Below are 22,141 nucleotides of genomic sequence, written 5' to 3' on the forward strand. Positions count from 1 at the left end.
ATAAAAGAAAAAAGACCGCTTTGCTGAAAGAATAAAGACTTAATCTTTCTTCTTGGTTCTATTTAAACTTCTTCAACGTTTCTTTTGTAAAATCCGACAGCACCAATCTTCCGCTGATGGCGGCTCTTTCGGCTAACAGATTGTCCCAATCTTCGGTACCGCGCCAAAATATTTTTTTCATTTCGGCCATCGCTTCCGGATTGTACGTGCACAAATGCTTTGCAAAAGCCAGCACAGCAGCATCCATTTCTTCGATGCTTTCGTAAACATGGGCAAACAACCCTTTTTCCTTAGCCCAGGAGGCTTCGTAAAAAGTATTCGCATCAATGGCAATTTGTGACATGGCTGAAACACCCATTTTACGTTCGATTGCCGGTGATACTACAAAAGGTCCGATACCGACATTCAATTCACTTAACTTGATTGCGGCAAATTTCGTTGCCATACAATAATCGGTTGAAGCGGCAATCCCTACACCTCCTCCTACGGTTTTTCCTTGGATGCGTCCGATAATGAATTTCGGACATTTTCGCATCGCATTGATTACGTTGGCAAATCCTGAAAAGAATACTTTTCCGGTAGCGGCATCATCAATGGCGATTAATTCTTTAAAGCTGGCGCCGGCACAAAAAGTACGGTCGCCGCCGCTTTGCAAGATGATTACTTTAACATCGTTATGATTTCCAACTTCGGTAATCGTGTTGGCCAATTGCGCCAAAATGTTGCCAGGCAAGGAATTTTGTTCCGGATGGAAAAACTCGATAGTGGCGATATTATCTTGTATTGTATGTTTTACGTATTCGTCCATATTGTGTTTGTTTTCTAGCCCCGATTGCAGCAAGTTACCATGTAACGCGGAAAGCGGGAAATAGCTTCTGATTATTATAAAATTCCGAATTGCTCGAAATGATGATTCAAATGTTTTCTTTCTAGTAAATAGGATTCGTAACGGTTCAATTCCCCGAAAACCATGTTTTTCATAACCGCTTCCGGATTTTCTTTGAAGAAGGTTGTATAGCTTTCTTTGGCTTCAAAGAATTTGGCTTTGGCCGTTTCAAAATCAGGATGAACTAAATCTTCCAGTTTATCTTTCTTCATCGTTGGAAACTTGGTACCTCGTGGGAACTTTTCGTAATTGTATAATGAATTATGCACCTTGTCTAAAATCTTCTCCGGGGTGGCAATGTCAAAACCCTGAATTTCACCCGACATGATGCGATAGCCTTGTTCTAAATGTTCCAACAAATGTTGTGGGGTTAAAATGCCCCATTGCGGTTTAGCATCAGCAGTTAATTTGTTAATGCATTCAATCACTTTTGTATCGGTCATTTCTACGAAAACTTCTTGTTTTTTCTGCACCATCGTCAAAATAGTCGCTACCGCAACCAACTCATCAGTAGTATCAAAAACTTCGACGAACCATTTTACAATACCGCTCGGATGTTCTGCAGATGCTACATCTCTATCGACTTTTTGCTTGCAGGTTAAACGTACATAAACCGTATCGTTATGATAAATCGGACGTAAGAAACGACATTCTTCCAAACCGTAATTAGCAGCCACCGGACCTTTATTCGGATACACAAACAAGCCTGCAGCGGCAGCTAAAATGAAATACCCGTGTGCCGTCCGTTTTTTGAAAATACTTCCGTCAAGTGAAGTGATATCAGTATGGGCGTAGAAATGATCCCAAGTGATATTGGCAAAATTGATGATATCCGTATCCGTCACAGTACGGTTATGAGTGCGTAAGGACATCCCCGGTTGAATATCCTCCCAATGGTATTGAAACGGATGTTGCGTAATTTCTTTATAAGCCGAATTCGCCTGATAAATTCCAGTGATTTCGGTTAAAGTAGTTGGCGAACCTTGAATGGCACAACGTTGCATATAATGTTTGATACCGCGAACTCCTCCCATTTCTTCTCCTCCTCCGGCACGACCTGGACCACCGTGAACCAATAATGGCAATGGCGAACCATGACCCGTACTTTGTTTAGCATTTTCACGATTCAACACCAAAATTCTTCCGTGATGCGAGGCGGCATTGACCACATATTCTTTGGCGATAGTATCGGAATTGGTAACAATAGAGGAAACCAATGAACCCTTACCCATATGAGCCAATTCGATAGCTTCATCAATTGTTTTGTAAGGCATTAGGGTTGAAACCGGGCCGAAAGCCTCTGTTTCGTGAACCGCTATGTTTTTAAAGGGTTGGTCTTCTCGCAACAACATCGGGCTGATAAAGGCTCCTTTGTCATCGGCTCCGATTAAATCCAATCGGTCAAAATCACCGTAAACAACAGCAGCTGTTTTGGCAATTTCCGAAACCCTGTTTTTAACTTCGGTTACTTGGTCTTTAGAAACCAAAGCACCCATGCGAACTTCTTTTTGTCTCGGGTCACCGATGGTTACTTTGTCTAAGGCTTTTCCGAGCGCCATTTGCACTTCATCCATCAAGTTTTCAGGAACAATCATACGGCGGATAGCGGTACATTTTTGACCACATTTTACCGTGATTTCACTTCGGGCCTGACTGATGAACAAATCAAACTCAGGGGTACCCGGAACGGCATCTGCTCCTAAAATCGAGGCATTCAGGGAATCGGCCTCCATATTAAACGGCACAGATTCGCTGATGATTCTCGGATGCGCTTTTAACATGCGCCCGGTTGATGCTGAACCCGTAAACGTAACCACGTCCTGGCTTTCCACCGTATCAATTAGTGTATTGGCAGAACCGCAAATTAATTGCAAGGCACCTTCCGGCAAAATATTAGAAGCGATGATTTCTCTAACGACAGCTTCTGTTAAATAGGATGTCGAAGTGGCCGGTTTCACTACGGCCGGCATCCCGGCCATCCAGTTCACTGCACATTTTTCCAACATGCCCCAAATAGGAAAATTGAAGGCATTGATGTGTACGGCTACGCCTCTTTTAGGAACCAAAATATGGTGCGCCATAAAACGACCGCCTCGAGACAAATCGATAGGGTCACCTTCTACATGATAGGATTGGTTGGGGAATAATTTTCGCAACGAAGCATTGGCAAACAAGTTTCCGAACCCCCCTTCGATATCAATCCAACTGTCTACTCGTGTGGCTCCCGTTCTATAACTGATTTCGTAGAATTGCTCTTTTCGTTTGGTTAAATACATAGCCAAACTTTTGAGCATATTGCCTCGTTCCTGGAAGGTCATTTTGCGGAGTTTCTCGCCGCCTTTGGTTCTTCCGTAATGCAGAATTTCTGCAAAGTCCAGGCCTTGCGTAGAAGCATGTCCAACGATTTCTCCGGTAACCGAATCAAACAACGGAACGCCTTCTCCGGCTCCCGAAGTCCAATTTCCTAAAACGTAATTTTGTATTTTATTCATTGTGCTGAATTTAGTTCAGTAATCTTTATACTCTTTCAATAATAGCTGCATAGCCTTGACCCACTCCTATACACATCGTAATTAAGGCATATCGTTTTCCTGTCAACTGTAATTCCAACGCAGCGGAATAGGCTATTCTGGCACCAGTTACTCCAAGTGGGTGTCCAATAGCGATAGAACCGCCGTTCGGATTGACTCTTGGATCATTATCAGCTATGCCTAATTCTCTCAAACAAGCAATGCTTTGTGCCGCGAAAGCTTCGTTTAATTCGATGATGTCGATTTGGTCTAAAGTTAAACCGGCTTTTTCAAGTGCTTTATTGGTAGCTTCAACAGGACCAATTCCCATGATTCTTGGCTCTACTCCTACTACAGCCGAACTTACGATTCGAGCTAAAGGTTTTAAGTTGTATTTTTTTACCGCTTCTTCCGAAGCGATGATGGTAGCAGCGGCTCCGTCGTTTAATCCGGATGCATTTCCGGCAGTGACACTACCGTCTTTTTTGAAAGCGGGACGTAATTTGGACAAACCTTCCATCGAGGTGGTTGGTTTGATAAATTCATCCTTTGAAAATTGAACAGCATCCCCTTTGCGTTGCGGAATTTCAACTGTAACTATCTCTTTGGCTAATCTTCCTGAAGCCTGAGCTGCAGCAGCTTTCCGTTGACTATTCAACGCAAATGCATCTTGATCCTCGCGTGAGATATTGTATTTTTCAACTAAGTTTTCGGCAGTTTCTCCCATAGCATCGGTGCCGTACATCGCATGCATTTTTGGATTGATAAAACGCCAGCCGAAACTACTGTCGTACATTTTACTGTCGGTTCCGTAGGCAGCAGACGGTTTAGAAACTACTAAAGGTCCGCGTGTCATGTTTTCGATACCACCGGCGATGAACACATGTCCGTCTCCGGCTTTGATGGCTCTGCTTGCGTTGATGATGGCTGATAAACCCGAACTGCACAAACGATTCACGGTTTCTCCGGGAACAGTATACGGTAATCCTGCTAAAAGCAGCGACATACGGGCTACGTTGCGGTTATCTTCACCGGCTTGATTGGCACAGCCCATGATGACGTCATCGTAGGCGTCTTTCGGAATGTTTGGGTTGTTATCGGTTACGGTTTTAATAACCAAAGCCCCTAAATCATCAGGGCGAACCGATGCCAGTGTCCCTTGATAACTTCCGATGGGAGTTCGAACTCCGTCTATAATGTATGCTTCCATTTGTATTTTTATTGTGACTGAATCACTTTATTTATTATTTCAATTCGTTGGCTCTTTAGCCCCGATGGTAGCGAGCTACCGTGTAGCGCGGACAGCGGGAATTACCATTACTGGAAAAGCCCGAGCTATTCGCTCCTGACTTCGACAAGCTGATCTGACATTACTCCTCCCACTCTTTGGCGGTTCGATACACCACGCCTTTGAACAAGGCCACCATTTCGTCGCCGCGTTTGACTTCGATGATGTTGAACCCTAGTTTGTTGTTTACTTTTTCTATGACGGATTCGGCGGTTAAATAGTCGCCTTCACTAACCGCTTCAATGTGATTAATAGAGGTCTCGATAGAAACGGCAAACCTACCGTGCGTATTGGCCGCAAACCCGAAAGCAGTATCGGCTAACGAATAAGTAATTCCGCCGTGGGCTTTGTACATACTGTTAAGCATTTCTTTGCGAACGGTCATACCTACTTTGCAACGCCCGATTTCGCATTCGAGGATTTCGATACCCAACCATTGGCTGTAGGCATCCTGACTTAACATTTTGTATGGGATTTTAGCTCCTTCCATCTTAGAAAAAGGTTTTATTGTCTCGGTTCATTCTTCGCAAAATCGGACTGCAACGGTATCGGTCTTCGTGGTATTCGTTGTAGAGTTCGTCAAGTTTTTCCACACACCATTGAATCCCCAATTCGTCTGCCCAAGCGAGTAATCCTTTCGGGTAATTTACTCCTTTGGTCATCGCATTATCAATGTCTTTGGCAGAGGCGATATTTAAAAACAACGTATCGGCTGCTTCGTTGATGAGCATAACGATTACGCGGTCAAATATGCTTTTTGCCAAAGCCATGTCTTCTTTCGGCTGAGGCAATTCCTGATTGTAATTATAGAATCCGCGTCCTGATTTTCTACCCAGGTAACCAGCTTCTAACAAACGTTTTTGGGTGAATGACGGTTTAAATTTCGGATCGAAATAAAAGGCTGTAAATACTGTTTCGGTAACGACATAATTCACATCGTGGCCAATCATATCCATGAGTTCGAATGGTCCCATGCGGAAACCGCCTACTGTCTTCATAGCCCAATCGATGGTGGCAAAATCAGCTACGCCTTCTTCGTACATTCGGAGGCTTTCGCTGTAGAAAGGTCGAGCGACACGGTTTACAATAAAACCGGGTGTATCTTTTACCTGAACGACCACTTTTTTCCAACCGGCTATGGTTTCCATAGTCGTTTTTAAAACGTCCTCAGCGGTTTGTACAGCAGGAATGATTTCGACCAACTGCATTAAGGGTGCCGGATTAAAAAAGTGAATTCCAATTACGCGTTCCGGTTTTTGACAGGAAGCCGCGATGGAAGCTATGGATAACGAGGAGGTATTGGAAGCTAAAATGGTTTCCGGAGAAACATAATTCTCTAATTCGGCAAACAGTTTCCTTTTGATTTCGGCATTTTCCACAATGGCTTCTATAACCAAATCCGAATGCGACAAATCGCCCAAAGCATGGGCATAAGAAATATTGCTGATGATTCGGAACTTTTCGTTGGCATCTATTTTTTCTTTTTCCGCCAATTTGGACAATGTACTTTCCAATGCGGTTTTGCTTTTAGTCAGTGCCTCTTGATTGGTGTCGTAAATTTTTACTTCACAACCGGCGGTGGCTGCTACTTGGGCTATTCCGCTTCCCATGGTTCCCGAACCTATTACTGCTACTTTCATACTATGCACCTTTAAATTCGGGTTTTCTCTTTTCTACAAAAGCAGTAACGCCTTCATTGTAATCGTAGGATGAACTGGCTTCTATTTGTAAATCGCTTTCTAACGCCAACTGTTGTTCCAACGAATTGTTCATGGTTTGATTCAACAATCGTTTGGTCAAACCAATTGCTTTGGTTGGCATGGCAGCTAAAGTTTCAGCCAAAGTTTGAACTTCTTCTTCAAAAGTGGCCGTTGGATATTCTTTGTAAATCATTCCCATAACTAAAGCTTGTGCCGCAGTTACTTTATCTCCTAACATCATTAAAGCGGATGCTCTTTGGAAACCAATTAATCGCGGTAAAAAGAACGTTCCGCCGCTATCGGGCACCAAACCAATTTTGCTGAACGCCTGAATAAAACTGGCATGTTCGGTAGCTACCACGATATCACAGGCCAAAGCGATATTGGCTCCGGCTCCGGCCGCTACGCCATTCACAGCAGCGATTACTGGTTTTTCAATGGTTCTGATTTTTTGGATAATCGGATTGTAATGTTCTTCCAGAATTTTTCGGAATCCCGGATTAATCTCGGGTGTGGTAACCTCTTTTAAGTCTTGTCCGGCACAAAAAGCTTTCCCGCTTCCGGTAATTACTATGGCTCGAACCTCAGTATTTGTCGCACAATCGTCTAATTTGGCTTGTAACGACAATGCCATTTCCCGGTTGAAACTATTGAATACTTCCGGGCGATTGAGTGTAATCCATGCGATGCTTTTTTCAATTTTTATTTCAATTGAATTATTGCTCATACCTATTTTATTTTAAAACCTGAATGGTTTATTTTAAACATTTAAAATAGTCAAAAGGCTCCAAACAGTCTTTGCATTGAAATAATGCTTTGCAGGCTGTAGAACCAAACTGACTCACTAATTTCGTATTTAACGATCCGCATTGCGGACATTTTACTACTTTTTTATTTCCCAATAAGGCTTCTTTATCAGCTTCTGCTGATAGCGGGGAAGCAATCCCGTATTTTTCCAAAGCCTGTCTTCCTTTTGGTGTAATCCAATCGGTGGTCCAGGCCGGAGATAAAATCAAATCCACTCGGGCTTCGTAGCCCTTTGACTTGAAAGCGTTTTTGATGTCATCGCCAATCACATCCATTGCGGGGCAACCACTGTAGGTTGGTGTGATTTCAACGTGAACAATGTTGCTCTCCAGTTTTGCCGAACGCACTACTCCCATTTCCACTATAGAAAGTACCGGAATTTCGGGATCCGAAACCGATTCCAAAATTTCAAACAGTTCTTGGTCGATATGGAGTTCGGTTGCTGCCATCTTACCAGGTCATGTTAGGATACGTGCGTTGCATGTATTGCAATTCGGTCAGAATATAGCCCATGTGCTCCGAATGAATTCCCATTTTTCCTCCTTTTTGGAAGTATTCAATGGTTGGCGTTTGCAAAGTAGCTTCTTCTAAAATACGACTAACTTTTTGATAATAGTCTGCTTTCAAAAGGGTAACATCTACTCCAATTCCTTCGGTTACCATCGCTTTATCGGCATCGGTTTGATGGAATAACTCATCCGTGAAAATCCACAAATCGTTGATGGCTGTTTGAATTCTGTTGTGACTTTCTTCTGTACCGTCTCCTAATCTTCTGATCCAATCGGAAGAAAAACGAACATGGTACAAGACCTCTTTAATGCTCTTCTTAGCTATAGCCGAAAGTGTTTCGTCTTTGCTGTTTTGCAATGTTTCCAATAGAGCCAAGTGAAACACATCAAACAAAAACTGTCTGGCAATGGAGTATCCAAAATCGGTGTTGGGTTGTTCAACCAAAAGCACATTTTTGTATTCTCTTTCCAAACGGAGAAAGGCAACTGTGTCTTCGGTAGCATCACCTCCTTGTAATTTAGCAACATATTGGTAGTAACTACGCGTTTGTCCCAACAAATCGAGTGAAATGTTGGTCATGGCAATATCGGTTTCCAAGCTGGGTCCGTGCCCACACAATTCTCCCAAGCGCTGTCCTAAAATCAAGGAATTGTCAGCAATACCCAGTATATATTGAATTAAATTGCTATTCATCTTACATGTGTTTTAATTCTTCGGGCAATTCATAGAACGTTGGGTGACGGTACGCTTTGTCCATCGCCGGTTCAAAAGTTTCCCCATTATTCTCCGGGTTTGAAGCTGTGATTTGTGCAGAAGGAACCACCCAAATACTCACGCCTTCCATACGGCGTGTGTATACATCCCGGGCATTTTCTAATGCCATAGTTGCATCGCTGGCGTGAAGCGAACCGCAATGACGGTGCTCTAATCCGTTTTTACTTCTTATAAATACTTCCCAAAGTGGCCAGTTTTTCATAATTATGAATTTTACATTATGAATTATGAATTAAAAAATTTCATAATTCGTAACCGATTATATTGCTTTCTTTTCTTCTCTATTTGCTTGTTTTTCGGCATAAGCCACAGCGGCATCACGTACCCAAGTTCCGTTTTCCCAAGCTGATTTTCGGGCTTCCAGTCGCTGTTTGTTACACTTTCCGTGGCCTTTTACCACTTGCCAGAACTCATCCCAGTCGATGTCTCCAAAATCATAATGTTTGCGCTCTTCATTCCATTTCAGTTTGTCGTCCGGAATGGTTAATCCTAAAATATTGGCTTGCGGAACCGTTTGGTCCACAAATTGTTGACGCAACTCGTCGTTGGTTTTGCGTTTCAATTTCCATTTTACCGATTGTTCCGTATTAGGTGATTCTTCATCCTTAGGACCAAACATCATTAAGGATGGCCACCACCAACGGTTGAGCGCATCTTGTGCCATGGCTTTTTGCTCGGGCGTACCGTTACAAAGAGTCAGTAAGATTTCGTAACCTTGACGTTGGTGAAAACTTTCTTCTTTACAAATGCGAACCATAGCGCGGGCATAAGGCCCATAAGAAGTTCCCATTAATGCCACCTGATTCATAATGGCAGCACCGTCAACCAACCAACCTACGGCACCCATATCGGCCCAAGTTATGGTTGGGTAATTGAATATGCTGGAGTACTTGGCTTTTCCGGAATGCAATTGTTCGTACATTTCTTCGCGGGAAATTCCGAGAGTTTCTGCGGCACTGTACAAATACAATCCGTGTCCGCCTTCATCCTGGATTTTGGCCAACAAGGCTACCTTTCTTCGCAATGATGGCGCACGGGTAATCCAATTAGCCTCGGGAAGCATCCCTACGATTTCAGAGTGGGCGTGCTGCGAAATTTGACGAATGTGGGTTTGTCGGTATTTTTCGGGCATCCATTCTTTGGGTTCAATTTTCTCGTCTCTGTCGATACGAGCCTGAAACAGGGCTTCTAAATTTTTAACTTCTTGTTCTGACATACTTTTTAGGGTTGTGTTCCAGTTCAGTCGCCGTAATATTTTACTTTGCAGTAACTTTGAACGATTATATTTTTTTATTCAATTCTTTTACTCATTAGCCCCGATTGCAGCAGTTACCATGTAACGCGGAAAGCGGGAATAGGGTTTCTGAAACTGCCCGAGCCTTTCGCTCCTATAATCCGAAATCGACCACCACTTTTTTGGAAGTCGGCACGGCTTGGCAACTCAGTACAAAATTCTTAGCCACCTCATCGGGTTCTAAGGAATAGTTGAGTTTCATTTCAACAGAACCGTCAACCACTTTACAACGGCAGGTACTGCAAACTCCGCCCTTGCAAGCGTAAGGCAAGTCGGCTCCCGCGGCTATGGCTCCGTCGAGAATGTTATCGAAATCTTCGCCCATGACGAAGTGGAACTCCTTACCTCCATCGATGATGGTCACTTCTGTTCCTTCGACTTTTTTCTCTACAATTTTGCTGATGCGTTGTTTGTCTTCTTCGGAAAGTCCGGTGTTGAATAATTCATAGTGAATCTTGGTGGCCGGCAATCCTTTGGCTTGTAATGCATCGCGTAACAGGAAAATCATTTCTTCGGGACCGCAAATGAAGCATTCATCCGTGGTGGGAATGTCGATGATTTTATCGGTCAGTACTTCGATTTTTTCATTGGTAAATCTACCATTGAAAAGTTCGGAAGAGCGATGTTCTTTGGTTAGGAAATAAAAGATTTCGAAGCGGTTGAAATATACGTTTTTCAGCTGCTCGATTTCTTCTTTAAAGATAATAGATTTTACAGTTCCGTTCAAATAAAATAGCTTAAACGTGCTATTGGGCTCAGCAGCCAAATGCGTTTTAATGATGGAAAGTATAGGCGTGATACCGCTTCCGGCCGCAAACGCGATGTAATTTTTGGCTTTTTTTGAATCGACTTCCGTAAAGAACGTTCCGTTGGGCGGCATAACATCTAAAACATCTCCTTTTTTCAGCGTATGGTTGACAAAAGTGGAAAACAAACCGTCGGTAATTTTTTTGACGGCCACCTGCCATTTGTTTTCCAAAGGACTGGAGCATAGCGAATACGAACGACGCACCTCGGTGCCGTTTATGGTGGTTCGCAATGTTAAATGTTGTCCTTGTTTGTATTGAAATTCGGCTTGAATTTCTTTTGGAATATCCAAAGTGATAACCGAACAATCTTTGGTTTCTTTATAAATATCAGCAACTTTGATGCTATGAAATTTTGCCATAAATCTGATTTAAAATAAAACTAACAGTTGTTAGTTTACTATGCAAAATTAAGTATTATTTATTAAAAAGGAACTACAACGTTTGAAATTTTAACAGCTTGGGGAGGGTTCGCCATTATTGTATTACAATTCCGTTTAACAAAACCTGAATCATATTGGCTTTAAGCACTTTGGGATCGGGACTTTTTTTCTTTCCGTACCAAAGATACAATGTTCTCAAAGTGGAAAGTATGGAAAAAATAATCACCTCTAGATTGAGGTTTTTGATTTCGTTATCAGCGATTCCTTTTTGAATGATGGTTCGGAAATTTTCCTCGTATTCTTCGCGCATTTTGATGAAATAAGCCAACTCTGTATCGGCCAAATGCATCCAGTCATTGTTCAAACAGGCTAAAGCATTGGCATCGCGCAAAGTAATATCAATATGCAATTGGATGATTTTTTCGATCTTTTTGATGGTGTTTTCTCCGGAATGCACTACATCATCCATGGTTCGGGTAAACTCTTCGGCAATTTCAACAATAATCAAAACCAGTATCTCCTGTTTGGATTTGATGTGATTGTAGAGGCTCGCTGCCTTGATATCCATAGCCTGCGCAATATCGCGCATGGTTACGGCGCTGTATCCTTTTTCTTTGAAGAGTTTGGCGGCAACGGTTATAATTTCAGTTTTTCTATCTGTAATTTTCATCGGTTTTCAAATATACAGTTATTTTTGATTTGCGTAACTTTTGTTACAGCAAGGACAGCAGTAAGGATATAAATTTGCAGAAAAAAGATTATGGGATTATTAGACATCTTAGGATTGGGCGGAAAATCAGAAAGCATACAGGATTTTGTATCAAAAGGCGCTGTGATTATTGACGTAAGAACCGCCGGTGAATTTCGGGAAGGACACATTAAAGGATCCAAAAATATTCCGTTGGACACGATTCAAACCAAAGTAAACGAGATTAAAAATCTCAACAAATCGGTAATTGTTTGTTGTCGTTCGGGAATGCGCAGTGCTCAGGCAGCGTCTGTTTTAAAAAGTCATAACATCGAAGTGATTAATGGCGGCGGTTGGCAAAGCCTGGAAGGAAAACTTTAAATCAAGTTGTTACTCTTAGCTTTTTGAATGGCTTCAAGTTTGTTGTGCACTTGTAGTTTGGTGTAAATATTCTCGATATGTTTTCGCACGGTGGATGGTGAAAGAAACAAATTATCGGCAATAATGTTATAATTTAAGCCTTTACTAAGTTGTTCCAAAACCTCCACTTCGCGGTTGGTAAGCTTTATATCTTCCTCACATTTTTCTTCAAATTTGACAGGGTTCCGCAACAGCTTTAAGGTTTTCAAGGCGATAGACGGATTCATCGCAGCACCGCCGTTCAGCGTTTCCACAATGCCCTGATGCAATTCTTTAGGGTTGACTTCTTTGAGCAGGTATCCGTCTGCTCCGGCTTTGATGGCGTTGAAGATATTTTCATCGTTGTCAAAAACGGTCAGCATGATGATTTTGATTTGCGGGTATTTGGTTTTGATGATTTTGGTAGCTTCAATTCCGTTGCAAACCGGCATCTCGATATCCATTAAAATCAAGTCGATGTTTTTATTTTTTTCGAGTTGTTCCTGAATGTCATTGCCGTCAATAGCGGTAAACTTCAACACCAAATCGTCAAAAAAAGACAGCTTTTCGGCTACGGCTTTCTGCAAAAAAACATTATCGTCTACTATGGCAATTCGTATGGGCATGGCTGGAAGTTTATAACAAATTTGGTTATTTTTTTTTTTAAGTAAAAGCGACTTAATAAAAAAAGTCCTTTCCAAGAGCGTTAATTCGCTTGAAAAATTAACGTTTGGAAAGGACAACAATAAAAACAACCTATTGTTTTTCTTTTATCAATACCACTTGGTATCACAAATTTGGACACTATTCGGCATAAAAAAAATACGACATCTGCCGTATTTTCTGTTTTAAACTGCGATGGGTTTGCTTAAGAAATCAAATTAATGGTGATGGTTGTTCCGGCTTGGGGTGTTGATTGAAGAGCAAAAGTTCCGTTAATCTCGGCAATTCTTTTTTTCATATTCTGAATTCCGTTGCCAAGTGCCGTTGTGGTACTATCAAAACCTTTACCATCGTCGACAATGGTAATGTCAATGCTATTTTGCCGCTTACGGATATCTATTTTGATACTGTTGGCTTCGGCATATTTGATACTGTTGTTTATCGCTTCCTGGATGGTTCGGTAAATATTCATTCCTTCAACCGAAGAAAAAGTGATTGGTTTTAAGCTGTCTTCAATGGTGACATCAAAGGCTATATCCTGCCTAACTTCTTTTGCTTTTTCCACAAAATTATGGATACGGGCTTTTAAATCCTCGAAGGTGATTTCGCTGTGGTTCATGGCCCAAATTGTATCGCGAAGCTCAATAATAGTAGACTTAGCAAAATTGCTGATGTTCGAAAGTTTGTGGTCCAATTTCTGATTCTGAATCTCGAAAGCGTATTTAATATTATCTACCGAAGAGATAATAAACGTGAGTTGCGACCCAATATTGTCATGTAAATCGCGGGAAATCTGTAAACGTTGCTCCTGTAATTTGTTTTGTGTTTCTATTTTGGCAATCGCAGATTTGAGTTCAAACTCCTGCTGCTGCTGTTTATTCTTTAACTTTTGTTGGCGGTAAATCAGGTATATGATAATCAACAACCCCCAAGAAACTAAGCCCAAAACCAAGAACTGGGTTTCCTGTTTCTTAATTTCCAGTTCACGTATGGCGATGGCAGCTTTGGATTTTTGCAGTAACTTTTCCTTTTTTTCGGTTTGGTATTTGGTTTCGAGTTCAGTGGTTTGTTTGACCGTTTTGTCTACCAATAATTGCTCGTCTAAAACCGCCAGCTTATCCACATAAAAAGCAACACTGTCGGGCTTATTCAAATAGGAATACACGGTAATGAGTGACTTGTAGTTCTTCTGCAGTTTTTCGTTACAACGGGTTTGTTCATAAAAAGGCCGGGTAGATAGCAATAGCTTTTGGGCTTCCCGATATTTTTTATTGACCAAATAGTCCTGTGCCAAATTCAGGTCAAAATTGGCTTTGTCCAAATCCGAATGCAACTCCTCTCTGACTTGCTTTGATTTTTCATAAAACCGCAGGGCATCCTTTGATTTTTTCTGTTCGGTTTTGATGGAGGCGATATTGTTGTACCCGCTTGATATTCCTTTTTTATTTCCCACAGCCGTACAGGCTTTCACGCTTTTGTCATAAAACTTTAAGGCATTAACGGTGTCCTGCATCTGAAGGTAAACGTTACCCAAATTGAGACAAGACACACACAACTCTTCTGTAAAACCGTTTTTTTCCTGATAAACAACAACTTCGTTGATATACTGCAAAGCCTTCGGATAATTTTTTAACTTGAGTAAAATGAGCCCTATATTCCCCTTAGTGATACTGCTGTTTTTTTCGTCTTTTACGGCTTCAAAATACTCCAACGCTTCCAAAAAGGTTGACATTGCCTGCTTGTATTGATGTGTTTTTTCATAAATGTTGGCTAAATTATTGTTGATTTTGGCCAAGCCTTTGGCATCTTTTCGAAGCTTTCTGATGTTGTAGGCCGTGAGATAATTTAATTTTGAATTCAAAAAATCGCCTTTGATAAAATACACTGCTCCTATATCGCTGTATACCTGGGCCAGAAGTGTTGAATCACCCAGTTTCTTGGACTCAACAACCGCTTTTCCTCCGTAATGCAAAGCCGAATCAATCGCAACTTTCGAATAATACCACGTCAAATCCGAATAAATCGAAGCGGTTTTCCGGTCATCCGGATTGGCTTTCAGTTCTTTCTTCAACCCGTCAATAATATCCTGAGCCTTTTGTGAAAACGCATTTGGCAAACTCAACAGCAAAAAGATAAGCAGTAATTTATTTTTCATAAGCATTTAAAAGCAATGTTATTTTTGTTCCGGAAGTGTCACTCTGAAGATGGAAGGTGCCTCCAATTTCCTCAATTCTTTTTTGCATGTTCTGCAAGCCATATCCTTTTTCCACCATTGCTTCATCAAATCCTTTCCCGTTGTCCTGAATGGTGATTTGCATTTTGTCATGAAGTGATTTTGCTTCAATAGTGATGCTTTGGGCTTCGGCATATTTGATGCTGTTGTGAATGGCTTCCTGAATGGTCCGATAGATATTCATCCCTTCAATAGAAGAAAATGTAACCGTCTTTAAGTGCTCTTCAACTACAAAATCAAAAACAACCTCCGGCTTTATTTCTTTGGCTTTTTCTACAAAGTTATGGAGGCGGGTTTGCAAATCTTCAAAGGTAATTTGGCTGTGATTCATTGCCCAAATGGTATCCCGAAGCTCAATGATGGTAGCCTTGGCAAACGAGCTTATGGTGCTCAATTTTCCATCAAGCCGGTCGTTTTTCAAATTGAAAGCGTATTTGATGTTGTCTATCGATGAAATGATGAACGTGAGTTGCGACCCGATATTGTCATGCAAATCCCGTGATATTTGCAGACGCTGTTCCTGTAGCCTGTTTTGTGTTTCGATTTTGGCAATGGCCGACTTGAGTTCAAACTCCTGCTGTTGCTGTTTGTTTCTGAGTTTTTGCTGCTGGTAAACCAAATAGGAAACGATTAAAATACCCAAAATAACTACCGCCAAAACAATGGCCTGAATGTTCTTCTTTTTGATTTCGTTGTCTTTCTGCAGGATTTTGGTTTTGGACTGCAACAATGCCTTTTCCTTTTTCTCGTTTTGGTATTTGGCTTCGAGTTCAGCAAACTTCTGATCACGTTCTACGGCAAAAACAGAATCGCGCAACCGGATGTAGTTATCCTGTTCCTGTACCGCTTTTTCGAGGTTGTTTCGCTTTTTCTCAAATTGGGCTTTTTGGAAATAATAATCACGAAGCTTCTCGGCATTATTACTCATTTTGGCATAATAGTACGCCGATTTGAACAAGGTCTCCGCTTTGGTAAAATCACCTAATTCATAAGCAATATTGGCCAAATTAGTATAATACGCTGCCCGTTCGTAATAGTAATTATTGTCTTTGAGTTGTTGACCTTGACTGAATTTGACATCACAAATTTTCAATGCCGTAGCAATCCAGCGCTGGGCTTCTTTGAACTTTTTTTGCTTTAAAAGCGTATTCCCGATATTGTTGTACGTATCCGGAATATCCAAAGTATCCTTGCCTTTGATGTAGTTAAAAACCTTTTTGTGGTAATACAGGGCGCTGTCCGGTTTACTCCAATCGTCGTAGTTAATCGCAATGGCATTGAGCGTATTGGCGATATAGCTCGGGGTTGTCTTTTTATCTTTCAGCCAAATAGCCAGTGCTTTTTTGCCATAAAAAACACCCTTTTTAAAGTTTTCAAAATCGTGATAGGTCAGCGATAAGTTGGTATTGAAGAACGCTATCCAATTCTGCCGGTTCGTTTTTTCGGCCAGTTTCAACCCTTCTAACGAGAAACGGATGGCTTTGTCGTATTGTCCTTGCTTCCGATATACTTTAGACATGTTGTTGTACACGGTCAGCAAGGCATCATTATTTCCGGTTTTTTTAAGTAGCCCTATAGCTTTTTCTCCATAAACCAAGGCACTGTCAGGTTGGTCGTAATCGCCACAACGCGCGTTTTTGCAAAAGAAATACTCGGCTTCATCAGCCGTGGTCTTAATGCTTTTTTTGGCTATTTTAAAATAATAATCGGAGGAGTCTTGGGACTGAAACGCTTTGATGAGTGTTTTTTGAATCTCCTGTCCATAACCGGAAACCAAACAAACAAGGCTGATACAAAGTGAAAGAATAGTGCGTTTCATCTGAAGGTATTATAGCATAAATATACTATAAATGTTAAAATTTCAACCTAACTTGTTTATTTTCTTGACTGTAATTCTTCAAACAATTGGTAATTCAAGTCAAAAATATCCTTGTTGAGCGTGGCATTGATGATTTTCAGTTTTTGCTTTAACTCTTCGGATAAAAGCAATTGATTGTTTTGAGCGGTTTGCTCCCGGCTGACTTGTACGATAAAGTCTTCCAATACTCTGATTTTGCCTTTAAACCTCAACCGATCGGTTTGAATTTTATAAAGCAAGTATCCGATAATCGTTAAAAAAATAACCGATAAAAGAAGTAAAAAAGTCAGCATAGGAACAAGGCTCAAAACAATCAATAACAAAAAATTAGTCGTGCGAAATGGCGTTGATGTTCAAGGTCCCTTCCGAAATGGTTTTGGTCACCGTGCCGTTATCACCTACAAAATTGAACGTCGCCACAATTTTATTATTAATGGTATCACAAGTAGTTACATTGATCGTTCCCGAAGTAGAACCAAAATAATCACCCGGATAATCCAACCCGTTGTTGGTCATATAGGTCAACCACGAATGCGACATGTCCATCGTTTGATTGGCCGTAAAACTTCCTGTTTTGGGAGGAAAATGGAATTCCAAAATTTGATTGGTGCCCTGAAAAGCATACACATCAATGTATCTTCCTCCGGCAACCGAATTGCTGTACAGGGTAGCATCTACACTGCTGGCGGTTACCGCTGTACCGTCTGCTTTAAAAGTAATGCCTTGCGTTCCGCCGGAGCCGCCGTCACCATCACTGCTGCTACTGCAGGAAGTCCATAAAGTTGCTGCCATAACGAAAAGGGCACAACCGAATAATTTTACTGTTTTCATTTTTTTAAGGGTTTGAGTTATTCCACAAATTTGTGCCGAAAAGATGGTTCAAACAATACGGCAACTGTCGTATTGTTGCATAAAAAAAGGCCCGAACTCAGGCCTTTTCACTTTCTCAAATAAAACCACGTTTACAACTCCAAACGGAATGAACCGTCGGTCACGTTTTTAGTCCCACCGGAACAATCTTCGTTTTCTTTAAGTTCTTTCCCTGTAAAACTGAAGGTTCCTTCTATTTTGGTATCATCAATAAAAGTGATATCAATTGTTCCGCTCGCATTTTCACATATCTGGGAATTGTAGGTAGTCGTTTGAAATGTACTGGTGTTAATTTCAATTAACGACAAACTGCCCACATAGTTATCTTCCGTATTGGTGGCACTTACGTTGTAGGTACCAACTTCTAATGATCCGTCCATCGCATACAACTGAATGTTCACTGATTTTCCGTCCATCGTTGTCCCTTGCAACACCAAGTTTCCACTAACATAGTCTCCATTGGCATATTGTCCTTGAGCCAAAATACTGGCTCCGCCGGCATTGGCTTTTACAAAGCTTCCCGTGGCAGGCCCGCTAAAGCCCCCTCCGCCTCCGTCACTACTACTACTGCATGACGATAGTACTGCTGTTAAAATCAAAGCCAGTCCAAATCCAAATTGTTTCATTGTTTTCATATTTTTAAGGTTATAAGTTATATCACAAATTTGTTCCTTAAATCCACTACAATCAATACGCCATTTGTCGTATTTTTAACACTAAATCCCTGTTTATTTTTTAATCAAATCTGCCTTGGGAAGTGCTATACTCTTCAAGACCTGATGTCCGTCATCAACAGATATAAAATACAGCTTTTCCTTTTTTTCATCATAAAAAGGCAAATCTTCATAATCACTTGTATTCACTTTGCTTCCCAGATTAATGGGCTCCGACCATTTCTTCCACGTATCGTCCAATCGGTAGGTTACATAAATATCGTAGCTGCCATAGGAACTGAACCCATTACTGCAAAACAATAAGGTGTGTTGGTCAGAGAGCAAATAAGGCGATGACTCCTCAGCGGCCGAATTGATGGTTTTGCCCATGTTTTGCAAAAAACTATAAGTGCCGTCCTCTTTCCTGGTGGCAAAATACAAATCGTGTCCTCCTTGCGTCATATCGGTTTCAATGCCCATCACAAGGGTTTTGGCATCTTCGGTAATGGTTGCCGAAGTAGTTGGATCGTAATTGGAATACCCTGCAATTTTTAACAAACCTATCGGCTGGTAATTTTTATCCAAAAACTCATAGCCGGTTTCACCCGTTCCCTTACTGTAACTCTTGCCGCCTTTCAATATAAAAGCAGGATAATGGGCGACAATGTAGTTGTAAGTGTCATTGGTATTCAACAAATCACTTTCCAATACAGGCAATGACCAGGAGCCATTATTTTGAGTACAGGAATAAATGACTTCCTTGTCTTGGGTGCCGTCAGTCATGAAAAGCTTTTGACCATCATAGGAGACAAAACAGTTTTCAGGCAAAACTGCTCCGGTCGGAATAACGGTTGCCGTTGGCAATTGCTCAAAAGCCGGTATCGTGTTTACGGTCGCTTCAATGGGCACTTCAGAATCCGAAATCCCAATGGCATCCACCTGTTTTTGACCGGGCAATAAAGCAAAATTAAACTCTACCCGAACAGCCACCACTCCGGAGACTGCATTATCCAGAATGGCATGTTCTATTCCGGGATTCAGCACCTCAGGCGCTTCCTGAATCTTTCTTCTTTTGCGTTTGAAATAGTAATTACGGTCGGCAGGCAGTACCGCTTTAAAAGTGGGTGTTTTATAATTCAGCTTGCGTGACCACACGGTTTGGTATTTCCCGGAACCGTTATCTACTGCAATCCTAACAACACAGCCGGCATTGAGGTTTTCAAAAACGGCCACTTGCTTTACCGTTTGCGGGTTTTCAAAACCTACTTCTACCCATTCATAACCGTCCAATGCCTGTTTTGGCATCCAGGCATTGGGGCTTGGTCCGCCTTGCGGAAAAGCGTCGGGTTTTCCCAATATTCTTTTAATTCCGTTTTGCTTGCCTCCCAAATCGGTAGAATATTTTATGGTTTTGTTCGCCCACTGCACTTGTTGTGCAGCAAGATTGCCGGAAAAGCAAAAGGCAATAAATACTAAAATTGTTTTCATCGCTTTGAGTGTAAAAAAGGCTGCAATTGCTTGCAGCCCTTGAGCATTATCCAAAAAAAACCAACTAATTGTTCACTTTAATTTTTTCTACTTTTCTGCCTTTGAAAGCAAAAATGTATTCCCCGTCGGAAGTAATATCAATACCGGCACCATACTTAGGACTTCCGCCTTTCCCTTTGGATTGCACAGAACCTTTGGTTTCCCCATTGGTCATGTCAATACCGTAAATGATGTTTTTGCTGTTGCGTTGATCTCTGAGGAAATAGTTATCTCCTATGTGATAGAAATAATCCACGCCTTTTATTTTTTCGGAGGCATAGGCGCGGGAACCATCAGCTTTATTGTAAGCCGCCAATCCTTTTTCGGAAAGCACCACTACTTTGTCTCCAAAATCAATCACATCCGTAGCTTTACCCACTTTGGCATCGTTGTGTTTTACATCGTAACGCTGAGTACCCGAAGCAATGTCATAGCTATAGAATTCATCACCATCACCTACAAAAACCGTTTTGTTATCATCTAAAATCAAATCGGTAATACGTTTGTCAAATTTCTCGGAACGCCAAGCGGTGGTTCCGGTTTTATCATCCAAACACAAAACAGAGTTTTTCTGAGCTTTGTAATCCCAATAGATGTAAGGCACCCATTGTTTCATACTACCACCACCAAAACCGCCGAGTGCTCCTAAACCGCCGGCCACGCCGCCTGAAGTCTCTTCCAATCGGTATTCCTGTACCTGCACTTTACCCCCTACCTGCACCAAAATCTTATCATTGGCTTTATAGATATTCGGCATACAGAAGGCGCCGGTGATTTTCTCGGAAGCCCAAATCAGTTTCCCGGAATTCAGGTCGTGTTTTTCCACATATTTCGTTCTGTCCCGAGTCCCTAAGATAACGATGTAAACGGCATCATCAGTGAACAATGGATCGGCAATAGTTCTGTATATTTTGGAACGTTTCCCGCCGCTGAACAAGCCGCCATTGGCTCCGCCCATGTCATTTTCATAGTTCACACTCCATATTTTTTGCCCGGTGTTGTAATCATACACATTCATCCCGTCCAAGTACATGAAAATTTTATCTCCCTTAATCCACAAATCAATAATCGCTCTGCGGGTGACCAATTCTTTTTCAATCGTACCGGTAAACGTGGCGTCCCAAAGCACCTCTCCGTTAGCCGCATTGATGCGTACCAATTGGTTTTTGAATCCGGAGAACAAAGCGCCCAAAGCCGTAGGTTTGAAATTCACCATGATGATTTCGTTTCGCTTGGCATCATACACATATTTCCCCACACCTCCTTTGAAACGATTGGTTTCCCAAATCTTCTCTCCGGTATTGGCTTTAACCAAAATCACGGAATTTCTTTGTGAAATTAAGAACGCATCCAACTCATTGATGTATTTCACAGTTTCCAACTCGCCTTCATCGGTACCTTCTTCTGTTTTGGCTCCGCCTTTTGGAATTAAATCCTGATAGAGTTCTGAATTCCATAATTCTTTCCCTGTCGCCAAATCCAACACCGCTACGCGGTCGGTACCCAAGCTTCTTTTATCAAACAGAAACAAATACCCCCCTTTGTCTTTCCAAATGGTGTATTGGTATTCGGAATTGTTGGTTTTATTGGTGGTTAATTTTTTATAATCCCCGTTCCAAATCGCTTTTCCGTCTGCATCCAAAACGGAAGCAGAGTTATCATCGGTCCCGATAATATACTGACCGTCACCGTCACATAATGCCAATCGGGTGGCTTTATTGTCAAACTCCGATTCCCATACGGTGGCAAAGTTTCCTGATTTCTTTCCGGCGCCTTTGCCTTTGCCTAATAGTTTCCCAAACTGGGCTTCTGCCTGAAATGTTCCCGCCAAAACCAGCGTCAACATCATTACAATACTTTTTTTCATGGTTTTTATGTTTTTATTGTTAGGTTCTTAAAATGTAGCGATGTAGCGTATTTTATAACGCTGCTGCTTTTCTAATTTGAATTGAAACTTGTGTTGCAGGATGTAGTCTGACATGAAATTGATGAAATCAATATTCTTAATATCACTGTCAACTTTAAAGAAAGAAGAAACCTTTCCGTTTTGGACCACGCCTATATCAATGACCATGGTTCCTTTGATGTCGGCAAATTTTTTGTTTTTCTTTTTGGTAAATTCTTCTGAGTGGAAGACTTGGTCAATTTCTTTGGTGACCATTTCGCTTACGACTTCTTCATCGGTAAGCAGCGGTCGTTGCGCCAAAGCTTTTGTTGTACACAGGAGAAAAAAAGTGAACAACAATAAGGGTTTAAGGGTTTTCATATTAATTAGGTTGTTAGTTCATAACA

22 protein-coding genes are annotated in these 22,141 nt (G+C 41.4%); 1 reads left to right on the plus strand and 21 read right to left on the minus strand.

The window, feature by feature from the left end; all coding sequences use genetic code 11:
- Positions 1-58: 58 nt before the first annotated feature.
- The 12 genes from ACSVH6_RS07825 to ACSVH6_RS07880 form a co-directional block, all read right to left on the minus strand.
- A complete protein-coding gene (locus tag ACSVH6_RS07825) occupies positions 59-808 on the minus strand; it encodes an enoyl-CoA hydratase/isomerase family protein (protein WP_438077214.1) in 750 nt (249 codons plus the stop codon).
- 74 nt (positions 809-882) lie between these two features.
- Positions 883-3,378, minus strand: a complete 2,496-nt coding sequence (gene paaZ / locus ACSVH6_RS07830; protein WP_438077216.1) for a phenylacetic acid degradation bifunctional protein PaaZ — start codon at positions 3,376-3,378, stop codon at positions 883-885.
- A 25-nt stretch (positions 3,379-3,403) separates the two neighbouring features.
- Entirely contained in the window at positions 3,404-4,606 is a 1,203-nt protein-coding gene (gene pcaF, locus ACSVH6_RS07835) for a 3-oxoadipyl-CoA thiolase (protein WP_438077218.1), read from the minus strand.
- A 160-nt stretch (positions 4,607-4,766) separates the two neighbouring features.
- On the minus strand, positions 4,767-5,174 hold the full coding sequence (locus ACSVH6_RS07840; protein ID WP_438077220.1) for a PaaI family thioesterase: 408 nt from the start codon (positions 5,172-5,174) through the stop codon (positions 4,767-4,769).
- Position 5,175: 1 nt separating this feature from the next.
- Positions 5,176-6,324 (minus strand): 3-hydroxyacyl-CoA dehydrogenase NAD-binding domain-containing protein, encoded by a 1,149-nt coding sequence (locus ACSVH6_RS07845; RefSeq protein WP_438077222.1) that lies wholly within the window; start codon positions 6,322-6,324, stop codon positions 5,176-5,178.
- 1 nt (position 6,325) lies between these two features.
- The gene (locus tag ACSVH6_RS07850; protein ID WP_438077224.1) at positions 6,326-7,111 is read right to left on the minus strand and encodes an enoyl-CoA hydratase-related protein; all 786 of its coding nucleotides are present in this window, start codon (positions 7,109-7,111) and stop codon (positions 6,326-6,328) included.
- 28 nt (positions 7,112-7,139) lie between these two features.
- Positions 7,140-7,640: a 1,2-phenylacetyl-CoA epoxidase subunit PaaD gene (gene paaD, locus ACSVH6_RS07855; protein ID WP_438077226.1), complete on the minus strand. Its 501-nt coding sequence runs from the start codon at positions 7,638-7,640 to the stop codon at positions 7,140-7,142.
- 1 nt (position 7,641) lies between these two features.
- Positions 7,642-8,394, minus strand: a complete 753-nt coding sequence (paaC, locus tag ACSVH6_RS07860; protein ID WP_438077228.1) for a 1,2-phenylacetyl-CoA epoxidase subunit PaaC — start codon at positions 8,392-8,394, stop codon at positions 7,642-7,644.
- A gap of 1 nt (position 8,395) precedes the next feature.
- A complete protein-coding gene (gene paaB / locus ACSVH6_RS07865; protein ID WP_240034599.1) occupies positions 8,396-8,680 on the minus strand; it encodes a 1,2-phenylacetyl-CoA epoxidase subunit PaaB in 285 nt (94 codons plus the stop codon).
- Between the two features lie 54 nt (positions 8,681-8,734).
- The gene (paaA, locus tag ACSVH6_RS07870; protein WP_438077230.1) at positions 8,735-9,691 is read right to left on the minus strand and encodes a 1,2-phenylacetyl-CoA epoxidase subunit PaaA; all 957 of its coding nucleotides are present in this window, start codon (positions 9,689-9,691) and stop codon (positions 8,735-8,737) included.
- Between the two features lie 172 nt (positions 9,692-9,863).
- Positions 9,864-10,937 (minus strand): 1,2-phenylacetyl-CoA epoxidase subunit PaaE, encoded by a 1,074-nt coding sequence (gene paaE / locus ACSVH6_RS07875; RefSeq protein ID WP_438077232.1) that lies wholly within the window; start codon positions 10,935-10,937, stop codon positions 9,864-9,866.
- Positions 10,938-11,052: 115 nt separating this feature from the next.
- Entirely contained in the window at positions 11,053-11,628 is a 576-nt protein-coding gene (locus ACSVH6_RS07880) for a TetR/AcrR family transcriptional regulator (RefSeq protein ID WP_438077234.1), read from the minus strand.
- A gap of 90 nt (positions 11,629-11,718) precedes the next feature.
- Here ACSVH6_RS07880 and ACSVH6_RS07885 point away from each other — a divergent pair, with 90 nt between their 5' ends.
- Complete coding sequence (locus ACSVH6_RS07885) at positions 11,719-12,027, plus strand: rhodanese-like domain-containing protein (RefSeq protein WP_438077236.1); 309 nt, start codon at positions 11,719-11,721, stop codon at positions 12,025-12,027.
- Here the strand turns inward: ACSVH6_RS07885 and ACSVH6_RS07890 are convergent.
- The 9 genes from ACSVH6_RS07890 to ACSVH6_RS07930 all read right to left on the minus strand — a co-directional run bounded on the left by ACSVH6_RS07890 (position 12,024) and on the right by ACSVH6_RS07930 (position 22,115).
- Positions 12,024-12,671 (minus strand): response regulator, encoded by a 648-nt coding sequence (locus ACSVH6_RS07890; RefSeq protein ID WP_438077238.1) that lies wholly within the window; start codon positions 12,669-12,671, stop codon positions 12,024-12,026. The two genes, ACSVH6_RS07885 and ACSVH6_RS07890, sit on opposite strands and share 4 nt — an antisense overlap.
- A 242-nt stretch (positions 12,672-12,913) precedes the next feature.
- Complete coding sequence (locus ACSVH6_RS07895; protein ID WP_438077240.1) at positions 12,914-14,863, minus strand: tetratricopeptide repeat-containing sensor histidine kinase; 1,950 nt, start codon at positions 14,861-14,863, stop codon at positions 12,914-12,916.
- Positions 14,853-16,760, minus strand: coding sequence for a tetratricopeptide repeat-containing sensor histidine kinase (locus ACSVH6_RS07900; protein WP_438077243.1), 1,908 nt, complete (start codon positions 16,758-16,760; stop codon positions 14,853-14,855). Before ACSVH6_RS07900 ends, ACSVH6_RS07895 begins: the two co-directional genes overlap by 11 nt.
- Positions 16,761-16,816: 56 nt before the next feature.
- Positions 16,817-17,092, minus strand: coding sequence for a hypothetical protein (locus tag ACSVH6_RS07905; RefSeq protein WP_438077245.1), 276 nt, complete (start codon positions 17,090-17,092; stop codon positions 16,817-16,819).
- A gap of 34 nt (positions 17,093-17,126) precedes the next feature.
- Complete coding sequence (locus ACSVH6_RS07910) at positions 17,127-17,630, minus strand: hypothetical protein (RefSeq protein WP_438077247.1); 504 nt, start codon at positions 17,628-17,630, stop codon at positions 17,127-17,129.
- Between the two features lie 131 nt (positions 17,631-17,761).
- A complete protein-coding gene (locus tag ACSVH6_RS07915) occupies positions 17,762-18,304 on the minus strand; it encodes a DUF6252 family protein (RefSeq protein WP_438077249.1) in 543 nt (180 codons plus the stop codon).
- Between the two features lie 93 nt (positions 18,305-18,397).
- The gene (locus ACSVH6_RS07920) at positions 18,398-19,810 is read right to left on the minus strand and encodes a hypothetical protein (protein WP_438077251.1); all 1,413 of its coding nucleotides are present in this window, start codon (positions 19,808-19,810) and stop codon (positions 18,398-18,400) included.
- A gap of 64 nt (positions 19,811-19,874) precedes the next feature.
- A complete protein-coding gene (locus ACSVH6_RS07925; protein ID WP_438077253.1) occupies positions 19,875-21,716 on the minus strand; it encodes an outer membrane protein assembly factor BamB family protein in 1,842 nt (613 codons plus the stop codon).
- 27 nt (positions 21,717-21,743) lie between these two features.
- The gene (locus ACSVH6_RS07930) at positions 21,744-22,115 is read right to left on the minus strand and encodes a hypothetical protein (RefSeq protein WP_438077255.1); all 372 of its coding nucleotides are present in this window, start codon (positions 22,113-22,115) and stop codon (positions 21,744-21,746) included.
- Positions 22,116-22,141: the final 26 nt, after the last annotated feature.

Source organism: Flavobacterium sp. XGLA_31 (assembly GCF_051547105.1).
GTDB lineage: Bacteria > Bacteroidota > Bacteroidia > Flavobacteriales > Flavobacteriaceae > Flavobacterium.

What these genes read in the sequence shown, in the direction of transcription:
- ACSVH6_RS07925 (WP_438077253.1), bottom strand. Translation starts at nt 21,716, where the DNA reads ATGAAAAAAAGTATTGTAATGATGTTGACGCTGGTTTTGGCGGGAACA.
- paaC (WP_438077228.1), bottom strand. Translation starts at nt 8,394, where the DNA reads ATGAATAGCAATTTAATTCAATATATACTGGGTATTGCTGACAATTCC.
- ACSVH6_RS07850 (WP_438077224.1), bottom strand. Translation starts at nt 7,111, where the DNA reads ATGAGCAATAATTCAATTGAAATAAAAATTGAAAAAAGCATCGCATGG.
- ACSVH6_RS07930 (WP_438077255.1), bottom strand. Translation starts at nt 22,115, where the DNA reads ATGAAAACCCTTAAACCCTTATTGTTGTTCACTTTTTTTCTCCTGTGT.
- paaA (WP_438077230.1), bottom strand. Translation starts at nt 9,691, where the DNA reads ATGTCAGAACAAGAAGTTAAAAATTTAGAAGCCCTGTTTCAGGCTCGT.
- ACSVH6_RS07845 (WP_438077222.1), bottom strand. Translation starts at nt 6,324, where the DNA reads ATGAAAGTAGCAGTAATAGGTTCGGGAACCATGGGAAGCGGAATAGCC.
- paaE (WP_438077232.1), bottom strand. Translation starts at nt 10,937, where the DNA reads ATGGCAAAATTTCATAGCATCAAAGTTGCTGATATTTATAAAGAAACC.
- ACSVH6_RS07910 (WP_438077247.1), bottom strand. Translation starts at nt 17,630, where the DNA reads ATGAAAACAGTAAAATTATTCGGTTGTGCCCTTTTCGTTATGGCAGCA.
- ACSVH6_RS07825 (WP_438077214.1), bottom strand. Translation starts at nt 808, where the DNA reads ATGGACGAATACGTAAAACATACAATACAAGATAATATCGCCACTATC.
- paaZ (WP_438077216.1), bottom strand. Translation starts at nt 3,378, where the DNA reads ATGAATAAAATACAAAATTACGTTTTAGGAAATTGGACTTCGGGAGCC.
- ACSVH6_RS07915 (WP_438077249.1), bottom strand. Translation starts at nt 18,304, where the DNA reads ATGAAAACAATGAAACAATTTGGATTTGGACTGGCTTTGATTTTAACA.
- ACSVH6_RS07840 (WP_438077220.1), bottom strand. Translation starts at nt 5,174, where the DNA reads ATGGAAGGAGCTAAAATCCCATACAAAATGTTAAGTCAGGATGCCTAC.
- ACSVH6_RS07905 (WP_438077245.1), bottom strand. Translation starts at nt 17,092, where the DNA reads ATGCTGACTTTTTTACTTCTTTTATCGGTTATTTTTTTAACGATTATC.
- pcaF (WP_438077218.1), bottom strand. Translation starts at nt 4,606, where the DNA reads ATGGAAGCATACATTATAGACGGAGTTCGAACTCCCATCGGAAGTTAT.
- ACSVH6_RS07895 (WP_438077240.1), bottom strand. Translation starts at nt 14,863, where the DNA reads ATGAAAAATAAATTACTGCTTATCTTTTTGCTGTTGAGTTTGCCAAAT.
- ACSVH6_RS07880 (WP_438077234.1), bottom strand. Translation starts at nt 11,628, where the DNA reads ATGAAAATTACAGATAGAAAAACTGAAATTATAACCGTTGCCGCCAAA.
- ACSVH6_RS07900 (WP_438077243.1), bottom strand. Translation starts at nt 16,760, where the DNA reads ATGAAACGCACTATTCTTTCACTTTGTATCAGCCTTGTTTGTTTGGTT.
- paaD (WP_438077226.1), bottom strand. Translation starts at nt 7,640, where the DNA reads ATGGCAGCAACCGAACTCCATATCGACCAAGAACTGTTTGAAATTTTG.
- ACSVH6_RS07920 (WP_438077251.1), bottom strand. Translation starts at nt 19,810, where the DNA reads ATGAAAACAATTTTAGTATTTATTGCCTTTTGCTTTTCCGGCAATCTT.
- ACSVH6_RS07890 (WP_438077238.1), bottom strand. Translation starts at nt 12,671, where the DNA reads ATGCCCATACGAATTGCCATAGTAGACGATAATGTTTTTTTGCAGAAA.
- ACSVH6_RS07885 (WP_438077236.1), top strand. Translation starts at nt 11,719, where the DNA reads ATGGGATTATTAGACATCTTAGGATTGGGCGGAAAATCAGAAAGCATA.